The sequence below is a fragment of the Corynebacterium sp. HMSC11E11 genome (assembly GCF_001807025.1).
Classification (GTDB): Bacteria; Actinomycetota; Actinomycetes; order Mycobacteriales; family Mycobacteriaceae; genus Corynebacterium; species Corynebacterium freneyi.
Genome location: NZ_KV787161.1, coordinates 1 through 20,655, shown reverse-complemented (window position 1 = coordinate 20,655; position 20,655 = coordinate 1). Strand labels below are relative to the sequence as shown.

General features: G+C 69.3%; 14 protein-coding genes. 9 read left to right on the top strand and 5 right to left on the bottom strand.

The annotated features are described in order from the left end of the window. Positions 1–157: 157 nt before the first annotated feature. Entirely contained in the window at positions 158–1,186 is a 1,029-nt protein-coding gene (locus HMPREF3121_RS10000; protein WP_141743066.1) for a glucose dehydrogenase, read from the bottom strand. Positions 1,187–1,265: 79 nt separating this feature from the next. On the opposite strand from HMPREF3121_RS10000, the gene HMPREF3121_RS09995 reads away from it, so the two are divergent. From HMPREF3121_RS09995 to galE, 4 genes are all read left to right on the top strand, one after another. Continuing rightward, the gene (locus HMPREF3121_RS09995) at positions 1,266–2,552 is read left to right on the top strand and encodes a DoxX family protein (RefSeq protein WP_070523010.1); all 1,287 of its coding nucleotides are present in this window, start codon (positions 1,266–1,268) and stop codon (positions 2,550–2,552) included. 577 nt (positions 2,553–3,129) lie between these two features. Continuing rightward, a complete protein-coding gene (locus tag HMPREF3121_RS09990) occupies positions 3,130–4,128 on the top strand; it encodes a UDP-glucuronic acid decarboxylase family protein (protein ID WP_070523007.1) in 999 nt (332 codons plus the stop codon). After that, the gene (locus HMPREF3121_RS09985) at positions 4,125–5,981 is read left to right on the top strand and encodes a glycosyltransferase family 2 protein (RefSeq protein ID WP_141743065.1); all 1,857 of its coding nucleotides are present in this window, start codon (positions 4,125–4,127) and stop codon (positions 5,979–5,981) included. Before HMPREF3121_RS09990 ends, HMPREF3121_RS09985 begins: the two co-directional genes overlap by 4 nt. A gap of 47 nt (positions 5,982–6,028) precedes the next feature. Then, entirely contained in the window at positions 6,029–7,048 is a 1,020-nt protein-coding gene (gene galE / locus HMPREF3121_RS09980; RefSeq protein WP_070523004.1) for a UDP-glucose 4-epimerase GalE, read from the top strand. Here galE and HMPREF3121_RS09975 read toward each other — a convergent pair. The 4 genes from HMPREF3121_RS09975 to HMPREF3121_RS09960 form a co-directional block, all read right to left on the bottom strand. Beyond that, a complete protein-coding gene (locus HMPREF3121_RS09975; protein ID WP_070523002.1) occupies positions 7,045–8,658 on the bottom strand; it encodes a right-handed parallel beta-helix repeat-containing protein in 1,614 nt (537 codons plus the stop codon). The two genes, galE and HMPREF3121_RS09975, sit on opposite strands and share 4 nt — an antisense overlap. Positions 8,659–8,757: 99 nt before the next feature. After that, entirely contained in the window at positions 8,758–10,602 is a 1,845-nt protein-coding gene (ilvD, locus tag HMPREF3121_RS09970) for a dihydroxy-acid dehydratase (RefSeq protein ID WP_070522999.1), read from the bottom strand. A gap of 157 nt (positions 10,603–10,759) precedes the next feature. Then, complete coding sequence (locus tag HMPREF3121_RS09965; RefSeq protein ID WP_070522997.1) at positions 10,760–11,335, bottom strand: PH domain-containing protein; 576 nt, start codon at positions 11,333–11,335, stop codon at positions 10,760–10,762. A 50-nt stretch (positions 11,336–11,385) separates the two neighbouring features. Next, complete coding sequence (locus tag HMPREF3121_RS09960) at positions 11,386–13,218, bottom strand: mechanosensitive ion channel family protein (RefSeq protein ID WP_083291604.1); 1,833 nt, start codon at positions 13,216–13,218, stop codon at positions 11,386–11,388. A 241-nt stretch (positions 13,219–13,459) separates the two neighbouring features. Here HMPREF3121_RS09960 and HMPREF3121_RS09955 point away from each other — a divergent pair, with 241 nt between their 5' ends. From HMPREF3121_RS09955 to serA, 5 genes are all read left to right on the top strand, one after another. Beyond that, a complete protein-coding gene (locus tag HMPREF3121_RS09955) occupies positions 13,460–15,370 on the top strand; it encodes an acetolactate synthase large subunit (protein ID WP_070522992.1) in 1,911 nt (636 codons plus the stop codon). Positions 15,371–15,407: 37 nt separating this feature from the next. Next, on the top strand, positions 15,408–15,917 hold the full coding sequence (gene ilvN / locus HMPREF3121_RS09950; protein ID WP_070522989.1) for an acetolactate synthase small subunit: 510 nt from the start codon (positions 15,408–15,410) through the stop codon (positions 15,915–15,917). Between the two features lie 102 nt (positions 15,918–16,019). Further along, the gene (ilvC, locus tag HMPREF3121_RS09945) at positions 16,020–17,033 is read left to right on the top strand and encodes a ketol-acid reductoisomerase (RefSeq protein ID WP_070522987.1); all 1,014 of its coding nucleotides are present in this window, start codon (positions 16,020–16,022) and stop codon (positions 17,031–17,033) included. A 220-nt stretch (positions 17,034–17,253) separates the two neighbouring features. After that, positions 17,254–18,825 (top strand): hypothetical protein, encoded by a 1,572-nt coding sequence (locus HMPREF3121_RS09940; protein ID WP_141743064.1) that lies wholly within the window; start codon positions 17,254–17,256, stop codon positions 18,823–18,825. 186 nt (positions 18,826–19,011) lie between these two features. Continuing rightward, positions 19,012–20,607, top strand: a complete 1,596-nt coding sequence (gene serA / locus HMPREF3121_RS09935) for a phosphoglycerate dehydrogenase (protein ID WP_070522982.1) — start codon at positions 19,012–19,014, stop codon at positions 20,605–20,607. The last annotated feature ends 48 nt before the right edge of the window (positions 20,608–20,655 follow it).

Genomic DNA, 20,655 nt, shown 5'->3' with positions numbered 1-20,655 from the left:
CCGCCGTCACCATTCATCATACAAGTGTTCGACACCAATTCTTCGAACATTGGATAACGATTCGGGTTCGTTTCGCCCCACCGTTCACATGTGCATCGGGCCGCATGCGTACCCGCCGCCGTCGTCAAGCAAACAAGTCCTGGCCCCGCACCACCGGCTAATCCGGGGAGCCTCCCGACGAACCGCCGGAGGGAATGCGGAACACGCGCTCATCCGACGTGCCGCCCGAACGCCCCTCGGCGGTGTTGACGGTGCCGCCCCACACCTCGACGCCATCCTCCGCCACGACCGGCGCAACCCAGCCGACGTGGCCGAACTCGCCCTCGAGCAACGTCGTCGGCGACCCCGCCACGGTCCACGCCCCGAACGGCCCCGGCTCCGGGGGCGTAATCGGAATGGACACCACGCGCTGGGCCCCCGGCACCGCCACGACGACGTCCGGGCCGACGACCGCGCACCCGCCCAACGAATCATCCAGGTCCACGCCGCCGACCGGCTCGATCAGGCCACCCGACCACTGCGCGAGCATCGGCGTCCCGTCGAGACGCACCGTCATCAGCGGCGGCGCCCCATGCGGGCCATGGCACATGGAAATCACCTCGATGCCGGGATCGCCGGCCAGCAGCGTGTTCACCTCGCCGTCCTCGTCGAGATACAGGCCCAGGGTCATCGCGTCGCCATGCTCGGGCAGTTCCCGCAGATCCGTGCCGCCTCCGGGCAGCAGGGTCAGGCGCGCCACCGATCCGTCGGCGCGCAGCAGAAAAAGTTGTCCATCTTCGGCGACCGTCGGGCCAGCCGTGATCTGGGCGACGCGGGAACCGGCATCGGCGATCTCCACCGGCTCCGCCCCGGCGACGACCAGGTGCAGGCGCCCGTCGGCAGTCGCCACCACCGCCCGCCCCGGCCCCGGCGACGCCATCGCGGTGACCTCCGGCAGGCACGCGGCGAGGACGACGTCATCGATGGCGCATGGATCATCCGAACCCCGCGGCTCCCGCTGGACGCCCGGGGCGGGCATCGCGTCGCGCATGCCGGAATCGGGCATCGGCAGGCCGGTCGGCTCGGACTCCCGCGCCTCGAACGGCGTCTGCGTCGCGGGGGAATCGTCCATGCACGCGGACGTCGTCAGCGCCATCACGGCAGCTGCAGCCACCGCGACCGCGCGTCCCATCCGGTTGCGTCCCATGCCAGCCAGAATAGAAAAAGCGCCGCACCCCCGGCACGGCACCCGCCCGAACCGGTGTCCGGCGCTTACTGTTGGCCATGTGAGCGACAACACCAAGAACCCGAATCCCCGCAACCTGGGCGACTACGAGGAGGGGCTTGACGACGACTTCGACGTCCCGACCTACCGTCGAATTGCCGACGACGGCCCCGAAGCCGATGTCGCCCCCGACACCGATGCAGAGTCCGACACCGAGCCGGAGGCGCGGATGGAGCCCGAGCAGGACGCGCCGACCGAGATCCTCGACGGCACCGGCGCCGGCCCGATCGCCGGCGATGCGGACGGATCCGACGAGGCCATCGCCGCCGCGACGTCTTCTTCGCTTGACGACGCCGACGTCGACGCCGCAGAAGCCGACGCGCCGGAAGAAGCCGGGGAGGCCGGGGAGGCTGCGGAAACGCAGGTGATCCCGCGCCGCGACATCTACGACGTGGCCGGGCGCACCGCCCCGCAGACGATCGAGCCGTTGGCCAAGACGGAGGATTACCGCGAGGCCGACGCCGACTTCGCCGACGCCGCCGACCAGCCGACGCAGGTGGCCCCGGCCGTCGCCGACGATGACGCCCCGGAGACCATGGTCGTCGACGATCGCGGCGACCTCGATGGGCGCGACGACTACGCCCGCGATCACGGCCGCGACGACTACGACCGCGACGATGCGTTGCTCGACGAGGGCGCTGCGCCGACCGCCGGTGCGGCCGGAGTTGCGGGGGCCGCCGTCGCGGACTCGGACGACCCCGATTTCCGCGACGATGACCGTGACCGCGATTTCGATCCCCGTCGCGGCACCCTCGACTTCGGGCTCCTGCTGCTGCGCCTCGGCGTCGGCGGCATGGTGCTCATGCTCGGCCTGGCCACCTTCTTCCAGTTCGGCGGCGCCCCGGGCATCGGCACGCTGGAGGCGCAGTTCGCCGCCAACGGCTACAACTTCGCCGGGGTCATCGCCGTGGCCATCCCCACCGTCCAGGTCATCGCCGGCGGATTGCTGGTCCTCGGCTTGGCGACGCCGCTCGGGGCGGCACTGGCCCTGGCGATTTCCGCGTTCCTCACCATGTTCGAGGTAGCCGTGGGCGACTCCGGTTGGAACGTGCTCGCCGCCGGCGCCGAACCCGTTCGCCTGCAGCTCGCGCTCACCGCTTCGGCGCTGGCCCTGCAGTTCACGGGGCCGGGCCGATACGGCATCGATTTCAGCCGCGGATGGGCGCGACGTCCGCTGGCGAGTTCCTGGATCTTCTGCCTCTTGGCGATCGCCGCGGCCGTCGCCCTCTGGTACTTCTCGACCGGCCAGCTGCCGTTCGTGAACACCACCACGGGCGTGACCGCCTGACTTTCCGCAGAGCTTTTTGACCGGCACCCCTCGCAGCGCGCGCGAGGGGTGCTTTCGCGTATTCGCGGGGTGAAGGTGCGTTGCGCGGCCGGAGTGGCAGGGGTGCCGAACGGGGGGAGGGGAGAAAATGTCGGCCGGTGAGCATGTCCCGAATTCGGCGGAGACACCCTTGAGTGGGCGTAACGCTGCGTTAACCGTCAAGCCAACTCGATGTCACGCGGCCGTGGCCGCTTCGGCGTGGTGCCGAGCCGTTGCAGCGTGCGGCCGCAAAGGGGATCGCCGGCTCCTTGGCCTGGCATAACTGCTGGAAAAGCGAGGGGTATTGGTGGTTGGGGGTGTTGGCGTGCGGAGCTCGGGCGTGGTGTGTCACGCGGAGCGTTGAGGGAGAGTATCGGCATGACAACAGATGTAACGCTGTAATGGGGTGCGGTAGGTGCATGTGTAAAGGATAGATTCCTCTGGTTTTGTCGATGCGCGTCGAGGCATGTGATCTTCGCCTCGCCCATTAGTTATTCGAATGCCTTCGGGTGATGATGGTTCCGCCTTGCCCCGGCAATGCAAAAAAGGGAGAACTCATATGCACTCGGAGAGTCACGGGCGATCGAAGTACGTCGTGACCGGAGGAGCGGGCTTCATCGGCTCGCATCTGTGCGATCGGCTGCTCGCCGACTCGCGCACGGAGACGGTCGTCTGCGTCGACAACCTGCAGACGGGCACCATGGACAACATCGCGGAGGCGCTGCGCGACCCCCGCTTCCACTTCGTCGAGGCCGACGTCCGCCAACCCATCGCACTGGACGCCGAACTCACCGTCGGCGTCGACGCCGTTTTCCACCTCGCCAGCCCGGCCTCGCCGCCGGCCTACATGGAGGACCCGGTGGGCACGATGCTCACCGGCGCCGTCGGCACTCTCCACGCCGCGCAGTTCGCCCTCGAGCACGGGGCCCGGATCGTCTACTCGTCGACGAGCGAGGTCTACGGCGACCCGATGCAGCACCCTCAGGCGGAGTCCTACTGGGGCAACGTCAACCCCATCGGTCCGCGCGCCTGCTACGACGAGGGCAAGCGCTTCGGCGAGGCGCTGCTGACGTCGATGAAGCAGCAGCACGGCCTCGACGCGGGCATCGTCCGCATCTTCAACACCTACGGCCCCCGCATGCTGCCCACCGACGGGCGCATCATCTCCACCTTCGCCGACCAGGCGCTGGCCGGCGAGCCGATCACCGTGTTCGGCGACGGTTCCCAGACCCGATCGTTCTGCTACGTCGACGACCTGGTGTCCGGGCTGGTGAAGATGATGGACTCCGCCGAGCCCGGCCCGATCAACCTGGGCAACCCGACCGAGCGCACCGTTCTGGAGATCGCCCACATCATCCGCCAGGCCACCGACGCCTCGTCGGAGATCACGTTCCACCCGCTGCCCGTCGACGATCCCACGCGCCGCCGTCCGGTCATCGACGAGGCGAAGGAAAAGCTCGGGTGGGAGCCCCAGGTGCCGCTGTCCGAGGGCCTGCTCAAGTGCCTCGACTGGCACATCGAACGCCGCAAGAACGCGGTCGCGGATCGGGTGAAGTGACCGCCCATTCCGACGGCTCCGCGCCACTGACCGACACGATCACCCCGCAGGTCCCCGATCGCCCCCGGCCCGCAGGCCCCGGCGATTCCGGGGATCTCGCCGGGTTCGCACCCGACGGGCCGCTGTTCGCCCGCACCCGCCCCGTGGCGGAGCACGTGGCGGCCCCGTCCCTGTTCGTCCCGGCCCTCACTCGACCCCAGCGCTTCGAGATGGCCCTGTACTCGCTGCTGTGGCTGGTGGCGGTCGTCGTCTTCTGGGTGTGGTGGGCCGATCCCGCGCATATCCTGGGGCCGTGGGCGTACGCGCTCAACACCGCGCTGCTGGCGTACCTGATTCTCCTGCCGGCGGTCTTCGTCTACCGCATGCAGCGGCTGCGGAAGGTGCGCCCCGACGCTCCCGTCCCGGATCTGCGCGTCGCCTTCGCGGTGACCCGCGCCCCGAGCGAGGGCTGGGACGTCGTCGGACGCACGCTGCGGGCCATGCTCGACCAGGACATTCCCATCGCCTACGACGTGTGGCTGTGCGACGAAGCGCCCACGCCGGAGATCAGGGAATGGTGCGCCGACCACGGCGTGCGAATATCCACCCGCAACGGCATCGAGGAGTACCACCGCGCGGAATGGCCCCGCCGCACCCGATGCAAGGAGGGCAACCTCGCCTACTTCTACGACACGGTGGGGTACCGCGACTACGACGTCGTCACCCAGCTCGACTGCGACCACGTTCCGGAACGCGGCTACCTGGCGGAGATGGTCAAGCCCTTCGCCGACCCCGGCGTCGGCTTCGTCGCAGCGCCGAGCGTCTGCGACTCCAATGCGGCCACGTCGTGGGCCGCGCGCGGCCGCCTGTGGTTCGAGTCCTTCTTCCACGGGGCCTTCCAGCTGGCGCACAACGGCGGCGCCGTGCCCGTGAGCATCGGATCGCACTATGCGGTGCGTACCTCCGCACTGCGCGAAGTCGGCGGCATCGGCCCGGAATTGGCGGAGGACTTCTCCACGTCCTACATCCTGCGTCTCGGCGGCTACGACGGCGTGTTCGCCATCGACGCCCGCGCCCACGGCCTCGGGCCGGACACCTGCGCGGCGATGCTCACCCAGGAATTCCAGTGGACCCGCAGCCTGACGGCCATCGCCCTGACGCTCGTGCCGCGCACCCTCCACCGGGTGCCCATGCGCCTGCGCCTGCGGTTCTTCTTCGCGGTCACGCACAACGCCGTGTTCGGCTTGCTCGCCTTCGTCGGTTTCCTGTTGGCGCCGATGGCGGTTATTTTCGACCACCCGTGGGTGTCGGTGAACTTCCTCGAGTTTCTGCTGTTGACCTGGCTGACGTCGCTGCCGTTGATCGGCATCGTCCTGTTGCTCAGGTCCGCCGGCCTGCTGCGTCCCGACGACGCCCCGGTGCTGTCGTGGGAGACCGCCCTGTACAAGATCGCCCGTCTGCCCTACCTGTGGCGCGGAGCGTTGGCCGGCATCGTCCAGGCGACCACCGGCAAGATCACCCAGTTCCGGGTCACCCCGAAGGACCGCGAGGGCATCGAGCCGTACACGGTGGGCCAGGTGATGCCCTATGTCGTGCTCACGCTGGCCAATGTCGCCGTCGGCGCCTGGGGGACGTGGGCGGACCGGGCCTTCGGCTACGCCGGCCTGACGTTGCTCGCCGCGGTGTCCTTCGCGGTCGTCGCCATCGCCGTGCCCGCGTTGCACGCGCGGGAGCTCAGGGCCGTCGAGTCGGCCGCGGGCCCGCGGTGGAAGGCGGTGGCCCCGGCGCTGACGCTCGCGCTTGCGGTTGCCGCACCGACTTTCGCGGTGGCGATCTGGTACTGCGTGGAACTTGCCGCCCTCATCGTCGCGTGACGACGACCCCCGCGTCCCTTCACACCGTTTTTCCGAGGAGCAGGAACATGACCACCACCCCCCGCACCGTCCTGGTGACCGGAGGCGCCGGTTACATCGGCAGCCACGTCGTCGTCGATTTGATCGCGTCGGGCCACGTGCCCGTGGTCATCGACGACTTCTCCAACTCCGACCCGTCGGTGTTCGACCGCATCCGCGAACTCGCCGACGCCGACGTCGAATGGGTGCGCGGAGACATCACCGACGCGGCCGCACTGCACGATGTGTTCGAATCCCACGACATCGACGCCGTCCTCCATTTCGCCGGTCGCAAGGCGGTGGGGGAGTCCTGCGAGAAGCCCGAACTCTACTTCGACGTCAACGTCGGCGGGACGGCGGCGCTGCTCGCCGCGATGAACGACCACGGCGTGCGCGAGATGATCTTCTCGTCGTCATGCTCGGTGTACGGGGAAGCCGGCGGCGGCCCGCTGACCGAAGAATCGCCGACCGGCCCCACGAACCCGTACGCCTGGTCCAAGCTGACCTGCGAAACCATGCTGGAGCAGGTCGCGCAGCGACGGGAGGGGTTCGGCGCGGTGTCGCTGCGCTACTTCAACCCCATCGGCGCCCACCCCAGCGCCCTGCTCGGGGAGGACGGCCGCGAGAACTCGCCCAACATCATGCCGCGTCTGCTGGAGGTGGCGTCGGGGGACCGCGACCACCTGACCGTGCTCGGCGACGACTACCCCACCCGCGACGGCAGCTGCATCCGCGACTACCTCCACGTCATCGACGTGGCCCGGGCGCACGTGCAGGCGCTCGACCTGGTCTCCGAACCGGGCCACCGCGTCATCAACCTCGGCACCGGCGTCGGCACCACCGTCTTCGAGCTGGCCCGGGCGATGTCCGAGGCCTCGGGCAACGAGGTCGCCACCGTCGTCGGCGATCGCCGTCCGGGCGACGTCAGCGAGCTCGTCGCCGACCCGTCGCTGGCGCGGCGCGTGCTGGGGTGGTCCGCCGAATACGACGTCGCCGACATGTGCGCCGACGCCTGGCGCCACCACCTGGCCCGCGCGCGGCGGAGCTAGGGGCGCACGGCTCCGGCGAAGATCTTTCCGTCGGTCTTGCGGCCCGCGAGATCCGTGGTGTCGCCGGAGACGGCCGGCTCGCAGCCGCGGCCGAGGGTGACCTGGGAATCCGGGAGGAGGTCGGCCGCCTCGGCATGGGGATCGTCGATGGTGGCGTCGGTGACGACGGAACCGGGATCGTCGACGAGATTCCACCAGTAGGTGAAGTCGACGTAGGTGACGCCGTTGAGCCAGCCGACCGCGCTTCCGGTGCCCGGGGAGTAGGCGTTGCACCGGAACTCGGCACCGTCGGAATCCTTCAACGTCCGTGCGCCGATGACGCCGCCGTAGCCGCGGACGTCGAAGAAGTTGGCGATGACCTCCGCGCCGGTGACGTCACCGTCGATGGACAGCGCGGGGGCGGGGGAGTCGGCGCCGATGACGACCGTGTTGTGGGCGATGTAGAGGTCCTCGACGGTGGAGCCCTCCGGGCTCTGGGGCAGTCCGCCGTGCACGCTGATGGCGCCGTGGAACGAATCGTTCGTGGAATCGTCGATGCTGGCGTTGAACATCACGGCGTTGTCCGCGGTCGGGAGGCCCGAGTTGGCGAACACCAGGTAGCCGGGACCCATGTTGTCGCGGGAGATGTTGCCGATCAGGGCGGAATTGTCGACGTCGACGTCGATGGCGAAGCCGCCGCCGTCGGCGTTCGACGTCTTGTTGTCCTCGGCGAGGTTGTTGCGGATGGCCACCCGCGACGACGAGTACGCCCAGATGCCGACCGGGCCCTCCACCGCGTCGGACAGCCGGCCGTTGTCCTCGGCGACGTTGTGCTCCACCACGCCGCCGTCGACGGCGCCGATGACGATGCCGCTGCCGGTATTGCCCGTGGCGCCGGCGATGCCGGTGGTGCCGGAGACCTTCGAATACGACACGTTGACGTCGGTGTGGGCACGTTCGCCCAGCTCATCGGAGTAGAAGAGGATGCCGTTGCGGATGTTGTCCACCGCCGCGACGTGGGAGACCGTGACGCCGTCGAATCCGGCGCCCCCGCCGACGGCGCCGACGGCGATGCCGTTGCGCAGGCCCTCCACGGCGACGCGCTCGATGCGGATGCCGGCGCCGCGCGCCCCGGGAGTCGACGCCCACACCACGATGCCGTCGGGGATCTTCGCGGCGGATTCCGGCGACTGCCCGGCGTCGCCATCGTCGTTGAGACCGGAACCGTCGACGACGTCGATGTCGCGCACCGTGACGTACGACGAATCGGAGATGCGGATGCCCGCGCCATCCTCGGCGGCGATGATTCCCCGCTTCTCCGGCGCGGAGGTCACGACGATGGGGGCGTCGGCGGTGCCGTTGCGGCCGGACAGGTTCAGCGTGCCGGGGACCCGACCGTGGACGACGATGACCGTGCCCGGTTCGATCTCGGCGTCGGAGACGCGGTCGAGGGTGCGCCACGCTTCCTCCGCCGAGGAACCGGATGCGGCGTCGTCGCCGGTGGCCGACACGTGGATCTCGACGGTCCGGTCGCCCATGCGGCGGTCGGCCACGTAATAGATCGCCGCGGCGAGGAACAGGACCAGGACGATGGCGAGGACTACGCGCGAGGCGGTGCTGTTGCGGGACAAGACGGGCTCTCCGGACGATGACGTCGATGGGTCCGGGGCCGGACCCGTGAATCCTCCCAACAATAACGCACCGCGTGTGACCTGGCGCGATTGGCGGGTCTAATCGACGATGCGGACCGCACCCTTGTCGGCGCTGGACGCCATCTTCGCGTAGGCGCGCAGGGCCTTGGAGACCTTGCGCGGGCGTTCCTTGCGCGGGGTGAAGGGCTTGTCGCGCTTGAGCTCCTCTTCGCGGCGGCGGGCCAGCTCGGCGTCGTCGACCTGGATTTCCAGGCGACGTTCGGCGACGTCGATGTAGACGGGGTCGCCGTCGCGGACCAAGGCGATGTCGCCGCCGGCCGCGGCCTCGGGTGAGATGTGGCCGATGGACAGGCCCGAGGAGCCGCCGGAGAAACGGCCGTCGGTGACCAGGGCGCACACCTTGCCCAGGCCCGCGCCCTTGATGAACGCGGTCGGGTGCAGCATCTCCTGCATGCCCGGGCCGCCGGCGGGGCCCTCGTAGAGGACGAAGAGGACCTCGCCCGGCTGGAGGGTGCGGTTGAGGATCACCGACACGGCCTCCTCCTGGCTTTCCACGACGCGGGCGGTGCCCTCGAAGTGGAACTGGTCCTCGGAGATGCCGGCGGTCTTCAGGATCGCGCCGTCGCGTGCGATGTTGCCGCGCAGCACGCACAGGCCGCCCTCGGCGGTGTAGGCGTGGTCGACGGAGCGGATGCAGCCGTTTTCGGCGTCGACGTCGAGCGATTCCCAGCGGTTTTCCGTCGAGAACGGCTCGGTGGTGCGCACGCCACCCGGTGCGGCGTGGAAAAGTTCGATCGCCTCGTCGGTGGCGGAGCCACCGCGGATGTCCCAGTCGTCGAGCTGCTTTTCCAGCGACGGGGCGTGGACGGAGTTGGCGCCCATGTTCAGCAGGCCGCCGCGACGCAGCTCGCCCATGATGGCGGGGATGCCGCCGGCGCGGTGGACGTGCTCCATGTAGTAATCGGAATTCGGCGCCACCTTGGACAGGCAGGGCACGCGACGGGAGATTTCGTCGATGTCGGCGAGGTCGAAGTCGATCTCGCCCTCCTGCGCGGCGGCGAGGATGTGCAGCACCGTGTTGGTGGAGCCGCCCATGGCCACGTCGAGGGTCATGGCGTTGACGAAGGCGTCGCGGTTGGCGACGTTGCGCGGCAGCACCGACTCGTCGCCGTCGCGGTAGTAGCGGTTGGCCAGGTCGACGATGAGTTCGCCGGCGCGGGTGAACAGGTCGCGGCGGGCGACTTGGGTGGCCAGGGTGGAACCGTTGCCGGGCAGCGACAGGCCCAGGGCCTCGGTGAGGCAGTTCATGGAGTTGGCGGTGAACATGCCGGAGCAGGAGCCGCAGGTCGGGCAGGCGGAACGTTCGATGTCGAGCAGCTGATCGTCGTTGACGCCGTCGTTGGCGGAGGCCGAGATCGCCGAAATCAGGTCTGATCCGGGCTTGACGACGCCGTCGATGACGACGGAGGAGCCGGATTCCATGGGGCCGCCGGAGACGAACACGACGGGGATGTTCAGCCGCAGCGCCGCGTTGAGCATGCCCGGGGTGATCTTGTCGCAGTTGGAGATGCACACCAGGGCGTCGGCGGTGTGGGCGTTGACCATGTACTCGACGGAGTCGGCGATGATTTCGCGGGACGGCAGCGAGTAGAGCATGCCGTCGTGGCCCATCGCGATGCCGTCGTCGACGGCGATGGTGTTGAACTCGCGGGGAACGCCGCCGGCGGCGACGACCGCTTCCGCGACGATGTCGCCGACGTTCTTGAGGTGCACGTGTCCGGGCACGAACTGGGTGTAGGAGTTCGCGATGGCGATGATCGGCTTGCCGAAGTCGCTGTCGGTCATGCCGGTGGCGCGCCACAGCGAACGGGCGCCCGCGGCGTTGCGGCCGGCGGTGGTGACCTTGGAACGAAGGGGGATCATGGCTGCCCCATTCCTCTCTGGTAGGCGGCGATTTCTTCCGATGATAGACGCCGCACGCGGCGGTTGTCCCACCGGGCGGACTTATGTGTCCACTATGTGGACGGAGAAAAACCCGCCCGGCACAATGCCGGGCGGGTTCGCATGAGGTCCGTGAGGCCTACTCCTTCGGGGCCTCGTCGGCCTTGTCAGCCTTGCCGGCTTTGTCGGCCCTGGCCCGGGCGGCCGCCTCATAGGTGGCGTACTCCTCGCGGGTCATCTTGACGGATTTGCCGTCGCGGTCGAAGACCTCCACCTTCTCGTCGTCGGCCAGTCGGGCCGGGGTGACGGGGTCGGGGATCCGGCCGTCGGTCGCCTCGCTCAGGGCGGGCAGGGAATTGAAGGTGATGGCCGGCAGCGCGAAGCGGACGTCATCGTCTTCCGCGCCGTCCGTGGAGCGGCCCACCGCGTAGGCCCGGCCCCGCTTGTCGAACAGCACGCCCCGGAAGCGGTTCCACGGCAGCGAACGGCGGCCGCCGAGGAAATACACGGCGGTGATGCCGCGGGAGCTGACCGTGGTGCGCACCCGCAGAATCCACAGGGCGTAGACCACCGGCACCAGCAGCAGCGGGGACAGCCACAGGGAGAAGCCCATCGCCACGATCGCCAGGAACACCAGGAAGGTCACGGCCAAAAAGTGCGTCTTTTGGGGACGGAAGCGGGTCGTGGGCAGCGCGGTCGGCTGATCGTTGCTCATGGGGGCTCATTGTAGGGCCACGGTGCGTGCCCGCGGCACTCGGCCCGCGCCTAGTTCGACGCGGTGCCGCCGCCCCCGGTGCCGGTCCCGGTGCCGGAGTTCGCGCCCGCGTCCGTGCCGGTGCCGGTTCCGGTGCCTCCGTCGCCGGTGCCGGTGTCGCCGGTGCCCGTGTCGCCGGTGTTGCCGGAGTTTCCGGTATTCCCGGAGTCGCCGGTATTTCCGGAGTTGTCGGTATTGCCGGTGTTGCCCCCGTCGCCGGCGTTGCCGGTGCCGGCGTCGGTGCCCTGCCGGCCGCGGCCGCCGTCCTGTTGGCTCGGCGCGTCGGTCGGAGCGGTGGTGGTGGCGCCGCCCGTGCCGGTGTTGCCCGTTCCCGTGCCGGTGTCGGCGTCGGTGCCGTCGTCGTCGGCTTCCTCGTCGCCGCCGGTGAATCGGCTCGGAGCCAGCCAACCGGCGACGCCCTCTTCGCCCTCGCCGGGCTCGACGGTGGCGAGGTTGAGCATTCCCAGGATCAGGAGGGTCACCAGCAACACGACCGTCGACGGCCGCGCCCGTCCGCCGGCCGACAGGATCCGGCGCACGCGCTGGCGCTTCGACAACTCGGACCACGCGACCCGGTCGGTCGCCGTGGCCTGCTCGTCGGAGTCATCGGCATCGGCGTCGACGGCCGGCGCCACCTTCGTCTCGTCGAGATCGGCGGAGTCGGAACCGTCGGAGTCGTCGGCGTCACGAGCTTTGCGACGCCGCTCGTCGAGTGCGGCGCCCGCGGACGGAAGATCGCTGCGGCGACGATCGTCGTCGTCAAGCGAACCGGAGGTAGACTGCGCCTGCTTCGCCGAATTCGCCTGCTCGACCTCGAGGGAACCGGTGCCGCGATTCGATCCGGGCGTCGAGCCGCCGGCGTCGACGAAGGTCGTCGTCTTCGCATCGTCGCCGGAAGAATCCGGTCGAATGACGGGGGAGCGGCGCATGCCCTGATCCGGCGACGCCGACAGTGCGCTCAACTGTGCGGTGAGGGCCTCGGTCTGACGCAGCGGATTCGCCTCCGCGCGCTCGCCGTAATCGTCCCACCACGTGTCGATGATCTCCGACCGCACCGCACGTTCGATCAGCCACTGGTCGCCCGGGTCGCAGTCGGCGATCAGACGCATGGTCACCGTCCACGGCAGGCCCATCGCCGTGGGGGCGACCAGCTGCGTCGAGGACTGGATGCGGATCTCCGACAGGACGTGCTCGCGCACGCCTTCCGCCGCGACCGCGCGCTTGGCGGCCTCCAACGTACGTTCCTCCAGATCGCGCACCGAACCGCCGGCCGTCATGGGCACCGGAATCTCGATGACCGCGCGCGACCACCGCGACGAGTAGTTCACGCACATGCGGGCCTCGGAGTTCGGGACCACGATCTCCTCGCCGTTGAGCGTGCGGATCGTCGTCGCGCGGAGCGTCATGTTGACGACGTCGCCCTGCACCGTGCCGCTGGGGGAATGGAACTCGACCCAGTCGCCGATGCCGTACTGCTTCTCCGCGATGATGAATACGCCGCCGATCAAGTCGCCGATGACTCCCTGCGCGCCGAAACCGATCGCAGCCGAGATGACCGTCGCCGGAATCGCCGCCGCCGTCAGCGATACGCCGAACTGATTGAGCAGGGCGATGCCGAGGACGAAGTAGGCGACCATCTCGACGAGGTAGACCACCGCGCCGATCAATGCGCGGCGCCCCTTCGTCGACTCCTCGCCGTCGGTCATGTTGGATGTGGCCACGGCGATGACGAATCGCCGGATCCGTGGGACGAGGACCAGAAGGATCAGCAGCGCGGCGATGGACAAGCCGTGTGCGGCGATCCATGCCCACGAGCGCTGCAATAGATATAGAAGGAAGTCCATGGGCGCCACGGTAGGGACGCAGACTTAGAGGACGCTGAGGCGCGAGGCATAATGTGCGGGAGATCCGCGCACGCCGCGGGTGGTCGCGGCGGGTGGTGTCCAACTATGTGGGATTGACTGTCCACTATGTGGACGCTAGTCTCGGAAGGGACATGGGACGCCGGTGATGCCCCACCACGGGCGCATTCGGCGGCCCATCGTGCTCGGACCCGCCCGTACCCGACTACAGGAGCGCACCGGAATGAACGCCGCCCCACAGAACAGCCCCTCGCCCGCCACCGTGGCCGCACAGACGCGCCGCACGACGCCCGAGCGCATCACCGGCGCCAAGGCCATCGTCCGGTCCCTCGAGGAGCTTGGCGCGGACGTCGTATTCGGCATTCCGGGCGGCGCGATCCTGCCGCTGTACGACCCCCTGTTCGACTCGGAGAAGATTCGCCACGTGCTGGTCCGCCACGAGCAGGGCGCCGGCCACGCCGCCACCGGCTACGCGCAGGTCTCCGGCAAGGTCGGCGTGTGCATCGCCACCTCCGGCCCCGGCGCCACCAACCTGGTCACCCCGCTGGCCGACGCCCAGATGGACTCCGTGCCCGTCGTCGCCATCACCGGCCAGGTCGGCATGCCGCTGCTGGGCTCCGACGCCTTCCAGGAAGCCGACATCCGCGGCGTGACCATGCCCGTGACCAAGCACAACTTCATGGTCACCGACGCCAACGACATCCCGAAGGCCATCGCCGAGGCGTTCCACCTGGCCTCCACCGGCCGCCCGGGCGCCGTCCTCGTCGACGTGCCGAAGGACCTGCAGAACACCGAGATCGACTTCGTCTGGCCGCCGGAGGTGGACCTGCCCGGCTACCGTCCGGTGACCACCCCGCACTCCCGCCAGATCGAGGAGGCCGTGCGCATGATCGCCGCGGCCGAGCGCCCCGTTCTCTACGTCGGCGGCGGCGTCATCAAGGCCGATGCCTCGGCCGAGCTGCTGGCGTTCGCCGAGCTCACCGGCGTGCCGGTCGTCACCACCCTCATGGCCCGCGGCGCGTTCCCGGACTCCCACGAGCTGCACATGGGCATGCCGGGCATGCACGGCAAGGTGTCCGCCGTCGCCGCCCTGCAGAAGTCGGACCTGCTCATCACCATTGGCGCGCGTTTCGACGACCGCGTCACGGGCCAGCTGTCCACCTTCGCGCCGCACGCCAAGGTCATCCACGCCGACATCGACCCGGCCGAGATCGGCAAGATCCGCGAGGCCCACGTGCCCATCGTCGGCGATGCACGCGAGGTTCTGGCCGCGCTTGCCGACGCCTACCGCGACCTGGACCTGCCGGCCCCGTCGATCGCCCCGTGGCTGCGCGAGCTCAACGAGCTGCGCGATGACTTCCCGCTCGGTTGGGAGGAGCACGCCGACGGTTCGCTGTCGCCGCAGTTCGTGCTGAAGACCCTGTCGGACGTCGTCGGCCCGGACGCCATCTACTGCGCCGGCGTCGGCCAGCACCAGATGTGGGCCGCCCAGTTCATCCAGTACGAGAACCCGCGCACCTGGCTCAACTCCGGTGGCCTGGGCACCATGGGCTACGCCGTGCCGGCCGCGATGGGCGCCAAGGCCGCCGCTCCGGACAAGGAAGTCTGGGCCGTCGACGGCGACGGTTGCTTCCAGATGACCAACCAGGAGCTGACCACCTCCGCCATCGAGCACTTCCCGATCAAGGTCGCCCTGATCAACAACGGCAACCTGGGCATGGTGCGCCAGTGGCAGACGCTGTTCTACGAGGAGCGTTACTCCAACACGAAGCTGCGTCCGGAGGACAACTCCTACGTGCCGGACTTCGTGCGCCTGTCCGAAGGCCTGGGTTGCGTGGCCATCCGCGTGACAAAGGAAGAGGAGGTCATCCCGGCCATCCAGAAGGCGCGGGAGATCAACGACCGCCCGGTGGTCATCGACTTCATCGTCGGCGAGGACGCCCAGGTGTGGCCGATGGTCGCCGCCGGCAAGTCCAACGACGAGATCGAGTCGGCCCGCGGCCTGCGTCCGCTTTTCGACGAAGACATGTCGGCGGGGGAGACCCCGGCGGACATCCACGAGACGATGGCGGACAACGCCGAGGACGCCGCGAAGGCGCCCGAGGCCAACCACCCGACCATGCAGACCCGGTAATCCCGGCAACCAGACGAAGAGGAAAGGGAAGCTCATCATGGCCGAACTGCACACCCTGTCCGTGCTGACCCTCGACGAGCCGGGCATCCTGGTCCGCATCGCGGGCATGTTCACCCGCCGCGGGTTCAGCATCCAGTCCATCACCTCGGGCACCACCGAGGTGGAGGGAGTCAACCGCATCACCCTGGTGGTTGAGACGGAAAATCTGCCCATCGAGCAGATCACCAAGCAGCTGAACAAGCTGGTGCCGGTGCTCAAGGTCGTCCGCCAGCCGGACGATCAGCTGGTGTCGCGCGCGCTGCTGCTGGTCAAGGTCACGGCGGACAACAACAACCGTCCGCAGGTGGTCGACGCGGCGAAGCTGTTCCGCGCCCGCGTCGTCGACGTGGCGCAGGAGTCCGTGGTCATCGAGGCCACGGGCGAGCGTTCGAAGCTGCGCGCCCTGCTGGAGGTCCTCGAGCCGTTCGGCATCCGCGAGCTGGTGCAGTCCGGCGTCGTCGCGGTGGCCCGCGGCCCGAAGCCGATGCTGGCGTCCCGGGCGATGTAACCTCCGACACAATCTCCCGGCTAGACTGTCCCCGTGCGATGGGGGCGGTGGCCGCCGGGCGCACACGAAAAACAGATTTCCACGAAAGGCTTTTTCACTTCCATGGCTATTGAACTGCTGTACGACGACGACGCCGACCTGTCGATCATCCAGGGCCGCAAGGTCGCGGTGCTGGGCTACGGCTCCCAGGGCCACGCCCACGCCCAGAACCTGCGCGACTCGGGCGTCGAGGTCGTCATCGGCCTGCGCGAGGGTTCGAAGTCGGCGGAGAAGGCCAAGGAGGCCGGCTTCGAGGTCAAGTCCAACGCCGCCGCCGCCGCGTGGGCGGACGTCATCATGCTGCTGGTGCCGGACACCACCCAGGCGAAGGTGTACGCCGAGGACATCGCCCCGAACCTGAAGGACGGCGACGCGCTGCTCTTCGGCCACGGCCTGAACATCCACTTCGACCTGATCCAGCCGGCCGACAACGTCACCGTCGGCATGGTCGCCCCGAAGGGCCCGGGCCACCTGGTCCGCCGTCAGTTCGTCGACGGCAAGGGCGTGCCCTGCCTCATCGCCGTCGACCAGGACCCGAAGGGCGAGGCCAAGGATCTGTGCCTGTCCTACGCCGCGGCCATCGGCGGCGCCCGCGCCGGCGTCATCCCGACCACCTTCGAGGCGGAGACCGTCACCGACCTGTTCGGCGAGCAGGCCGTGCTGTGCGGCGGCACCGAGGAGCTGGTCAAGGTTGGTTTCGAGGTGCTGGTCGAGGCCGGTTACGAGCCGGAGATGGCGTACTTCGAGTGCCTGCACGAGCTGAAGCTCATCGTTGACCTGATGTTCGAGGGCGGCATCGCCAACATGAACTACTCGGTGTCCGACACCGCGGAGTTCGGCGGCTACCTCTCCGGCCCGCGCGTCATCGACGCCGACACCAAGAAGCGCATGAAGGACATCCTGGCCGACATCCAGGACGGCACCTTCACCAAGCGCCTCATCGCCAACGTCGAGAACGGCAACAAGGAGCTGGAGGGCCTGCGCGCCGAGTACGCCGGCCACCAGATCGAGGAGACCGGCGCGAAGCTGCGCGACCTCATGTCCTGGGTGAAGAACCCGCTGGACGCCACCGCCTAAGGCCTTTTCCCGCTTTACGACGGTCGACCTCCCCCGCACCACGGTGTGCGGGGGAGGTTTTTCGTCGTCAAGCGAGGGAAACGGCGACTAGTCGACGCACGTCGGGGACGATGTCCGTTAGTCTGATCGGGTACCCGTTTACCGTGCCCCCGTGAAAGGCAGGCCCGCCTTGGTTTGGTCAGCTGCTCGCCCCACCCCCGCCCGCCGGGCCCTGGCCCTCGTGGCCGGGGCCGCGACCGTGTTCGGTCTCGTCGCCTGCTCCGGCGACGACGGCGCCTCGAAGGCCGCGAAGGCCCCGTCGGAGTCGATCACCGTCGACACCGAGCTCGCCGCGTCGCAGAAGCTCCTGGATTCCGCCGACGCGGTCGTCGTGTCCGCCGATGACGACGATTCGCAGCGCCGGGCCGCAGGCATCGCCGTGTCTTCCGGCGTGCCCATGCTGGTGCAGCAGGGCGGCGACGCGTCCTCCGTGGAAGAGGAGATCGATCGTCTGGGCGCGGAGACCGTCGTCACCGTCGGCGACGCCGACGTCGCCGCCGAAGGGGAGCGCACCGTCGTCGCCGCCCCGGAGGGCCTGGACGGCCTGAAGAAGCTGACCGGCGTCGAGTTCGAAGCCGCAGAGGACGAGGACGAGCCGGCCCGCGCCGTCACCGAGATGGACGCCGCGAAGCCGACCGTGCCCGAGGTCGAGGCAGATGACGCCGAGGAGGAGTCCGCCGACGGGTCCGACGCCCTGGCCTCCGCCAAGCCGGCGTCGCCGAAGACCGGCGACGGCGACCCCCTGGCGTTCGCCGCCCCGGGCACCCCGCTCGGCGCCATCGCCACCGCCCGCGCTGCGGGCCTCGAGGTCGCCTGGCTGCCCATCGGCGACGCCCGCGCCACCTCGGAGTCCATCGAAGCCGCACGCGACGGCCGGACCCTCATCGGTCTGGGTGATGCGTTCGGCGGCGACGACAAGTTCGCCGCGTCCGCCGAGCTCGCCGCCGACGAGGACATCGAGGAGCTGCCCGGCGGCGGCCAGCTCGTCTTCCCCGGCCGCCACATGATCGCCACCTACGGCCACCCGGGCGCCCCCGTCCTGGGCGTCATGGGCGAGGAAACCCCCGAAGAGGCCGTCACCCACGCCAAGCAGCTCGTCGAGGAGTACCAGGGCCTGACCGGCGACAAGGTCATCCCGGCCTTCGAGATCATCGCCTCCGTCGCCCAGGCCTCGCCCGGCCCGCGCAACGACTACAGCGAGCCGGCTCCGATCGAGGCGCTCAAGCCGTACGTCGACGCCATGACCGAGGCCGGCGGCTACGTCATCATCGACCTCCAGCCCGGCCGCGCCGACTTCGTCGACCAGGCCAAGTACTACGAGGAACTGCTCAAGCTGCCCAACGTCGGACTCGCCCTCGACCCCGAGTGGAAGCTGACCCCGGACGGGCTTCCCAACGTCGCCGTCGGCCACGTCCAGGCCGAGGAAGTCAACCGCGTCATCGACTACCTCGCCGACCTCACCGCCGAGAACAACCTGCCGCAGAAGGTGCTCATGCTGCACCAGTTCCAGCTGCAGATGCTCCGCGACCGCGAAACCATCGACCTGTCCCGCCCGGAGCTGGCCGTCGTGCTGCACGCCGACGGACACGGCACCCCGGAGCAGAAGTTCGAGACGTGGAACGTGATGCGCCAGGACCTCCAGCCGGAGATCTTCATGGCCTGGAAGAACTTCATCGACGAAGACCAGCCGATGTTCACCCCGGAGCAGACCATGGACATCGAGCCGCGTCCGTGGATCGTCACCTACCAGTAGGCGCCCGGCCCCGACGACCGGCCGGGGGCGACGCCCTCCCACGTTCCGGGGACTGACGCCCCCGTGGGCCACACCCGGGGGATATGATGGATGGGTCCACGCCAACGAGCCGGCGTGGGCCCATCCTTTCGGGCGCGGTCGTGCCGGATCGGATCGGACGCATACGCACATAATCAGGAGTTGCTCGTGAGCCAGAACGCTCGCCCGGTCGTCCTCATCGCCGACAAGCTCGCGCAGTCCACCGTGGACGCGCTCGGAGATTCCGTGGAGGTGCGCTGGGTCGACGGCCCGAACCGCCCGGAGCTCCTCGCCGCCGTCGTCGACGCCGACGCCCTGCTGGTCCGTTCCGCGACCACCGTGGACAAGGAAGTCCTCGAGGCCGCCCCCAACCTGAAGATCGTCGGCCGCGCCGGCGTGGGCCTGGACAACGTCGACATCGACACCGCCACCGAGCGCGGCGTCATGGTCGTCAACGCCCCGACCTCGAACATCCACTCCGCGTGCGAGCAGGCCATCGCGCTCCTGCTGGCCACCGCCCGCCAGGTCCCCGCCGCCGACGCCACGCTGCGCGACGGCGAGTGGAAGCGCTCGTCCTTCAAGGGCGTCGAGATCTTCGGCAAGACCATCGGCATCGTCGGCTTCGGCCACATCGGCCAGCTGTTCGCCCAGCGCCTCGCGGCCTTCGAGACCACCATCATCGCCTACGACCCGTACGCCAACCCGGCGCGCGCGGCCCAGATGAACGTCGAGCTGGTCGAGCTCGAGGAGCTGGTCTCCCGCGCCGACTTCGTCACCATCCACCTGCCCAAGACCAAGGAGACGGCCGGCATGTTCGACGCCGACCTCCTGGCGAAGTCGAAGAAGGGCCAGATCATCATCAACGCGGCCCGCGGTGGCCTCGTCGACGAGCAGGCCCTGGCCGACGCGATCAAGTCGGGCCACATCCGCGGCGCCGGCTTCGACGTCTACGAGACCGAGCCCTGCACCGACTCCCCGCTGTTCGCGCTGCCGCAGACCGTCGTGTCGCCGCACCTGGGCGCCTCCACCGTCGAGGCGCAGGACCGCGCCGGCATCGACGTGGCCAAGTCCGTGCTGCTGGCCCTGGCCGGCGAGTTCGTGCCGGATGCCGTCAACGTCTCCGGCGGTGCCGTCGGCGAGGAGGTCGCCCTGTGGCTGGAGCTCGCCCGCGAGCTCGGCCTCGTCGCCGGCGGCCTGCTGGAGGGCGCCCCGACCGCGGTGGAGGTCACCGCCCGCGGTGAGCTGTCCACCGAGGACGTCGACGTCCTGGGCCTGGCGGCCGCCCGCGGCCTGTTCTCCACGATGATCGAGGAGCCGGTCACCTTCGTCAACGCCCCGCGCATCGCCGAGGAGCGCGGCGTGGACATCTCCGTGGGCACCGCCCCGGAGTCCGTGTCGCACCGCTCGGTGCTGGAGGTCAAGGTCATCGCCGCCGACGGCACGTCCTCGACCGTCACCGGCGCCCTGACCGGCCTGGAGCGCGTGGAGAAGATCGTGCGCATCAACGGCCGCGGCGTGGACATGCGTTCCGAGGGCCGCAACCTGTTCCTCACCTACAAGGATCAGCCGGGCGCCCTGGGCAAGGTCGGCGTCGCGCTGGGCCAGGCGGGCATCAACATCGAGGCCGCCGCCCTGTCCCCGGAGGCCGACGGCGACAACGCCATCCTCATCCTGCGCGTCTCGCAGGAGGTGCCGGAGGATCTGGTCGAGTCGATCGTGGACGAGATCGACGCCAACCGCGCGCTGCAGCTGGTGCTCAACTAGCTCCACCGGCCGTTTGCGGGCTCTTCAGGATTTAGAGTGCGTTGATCT

Excerpts from the sequence above, each read along its gene's own strand:
- HMPREF3121_RS09965 (WP_070522997.1), bottom strand. The coding sequence starts at position 11,335 with ATGAGCAACGATCAGCCGACCGCGCTGCCCACGACCCGCTTCCGTCCC.
- HMPREF3121_RS09960 (WP_083291604.1), bottom strand. The coding sequence starts at position 13,218 with ATGGACTTCCTTCTATATCTATTGCAGCGCTCGTGGGCATGGATCGCC.
- galE (WP_070523004.1), top strand. The coding sequence starts at position 6,029 with ATGACCACCACCCCCCGCACCGTCCTGGTGACCGGAGGCGCCGGTTAC.
- ilvC (WP_070522987.1), top strand. The coding sequence starts at position 16,020 with ATGGCTATTGAACTGCTGTACGACGACGACGCCGACCTGTCGATCATC.
- HMPREF3121_RS09955 (WP_070522992.1), top strand. The coding sequence starts at position 13,460 with ATGAACGCCGCCCCACAGAACAGCCCCTCGCCCGCCACCGTGGCCGCA.
- ilvD (WP_070522999.1), bottom strand. The coding sequence starts at position 10,602 with ATGATCCCCCTTCGTTCCAAGGTCACCACCGCCGGCCGCAACGCCGCG.
- HMPREF3121_RS09990 (WP_070523007.1), top strand. The coding sequence starts at position 3,130 with ATGCACTCGGAGAGTCACGGGCGATCGAAGTACGTCGTGACCGGAGGA.
- HMPREF3121_RS10000 (WP_141743066.1), bottom strand. The coding sequence starts at position 1,186 with ATGGGACGCAACCGGATGGGACGCGCGGTCGCGGTGGCTGCAGCTGCC.
- ilvN (WP_070522989.1), top strand. The coding sequence starts at position 15,408 with ATGGCCGAACTGCACACCCTGTCCGTGCTGACCCTCGACGAGCCGGGC.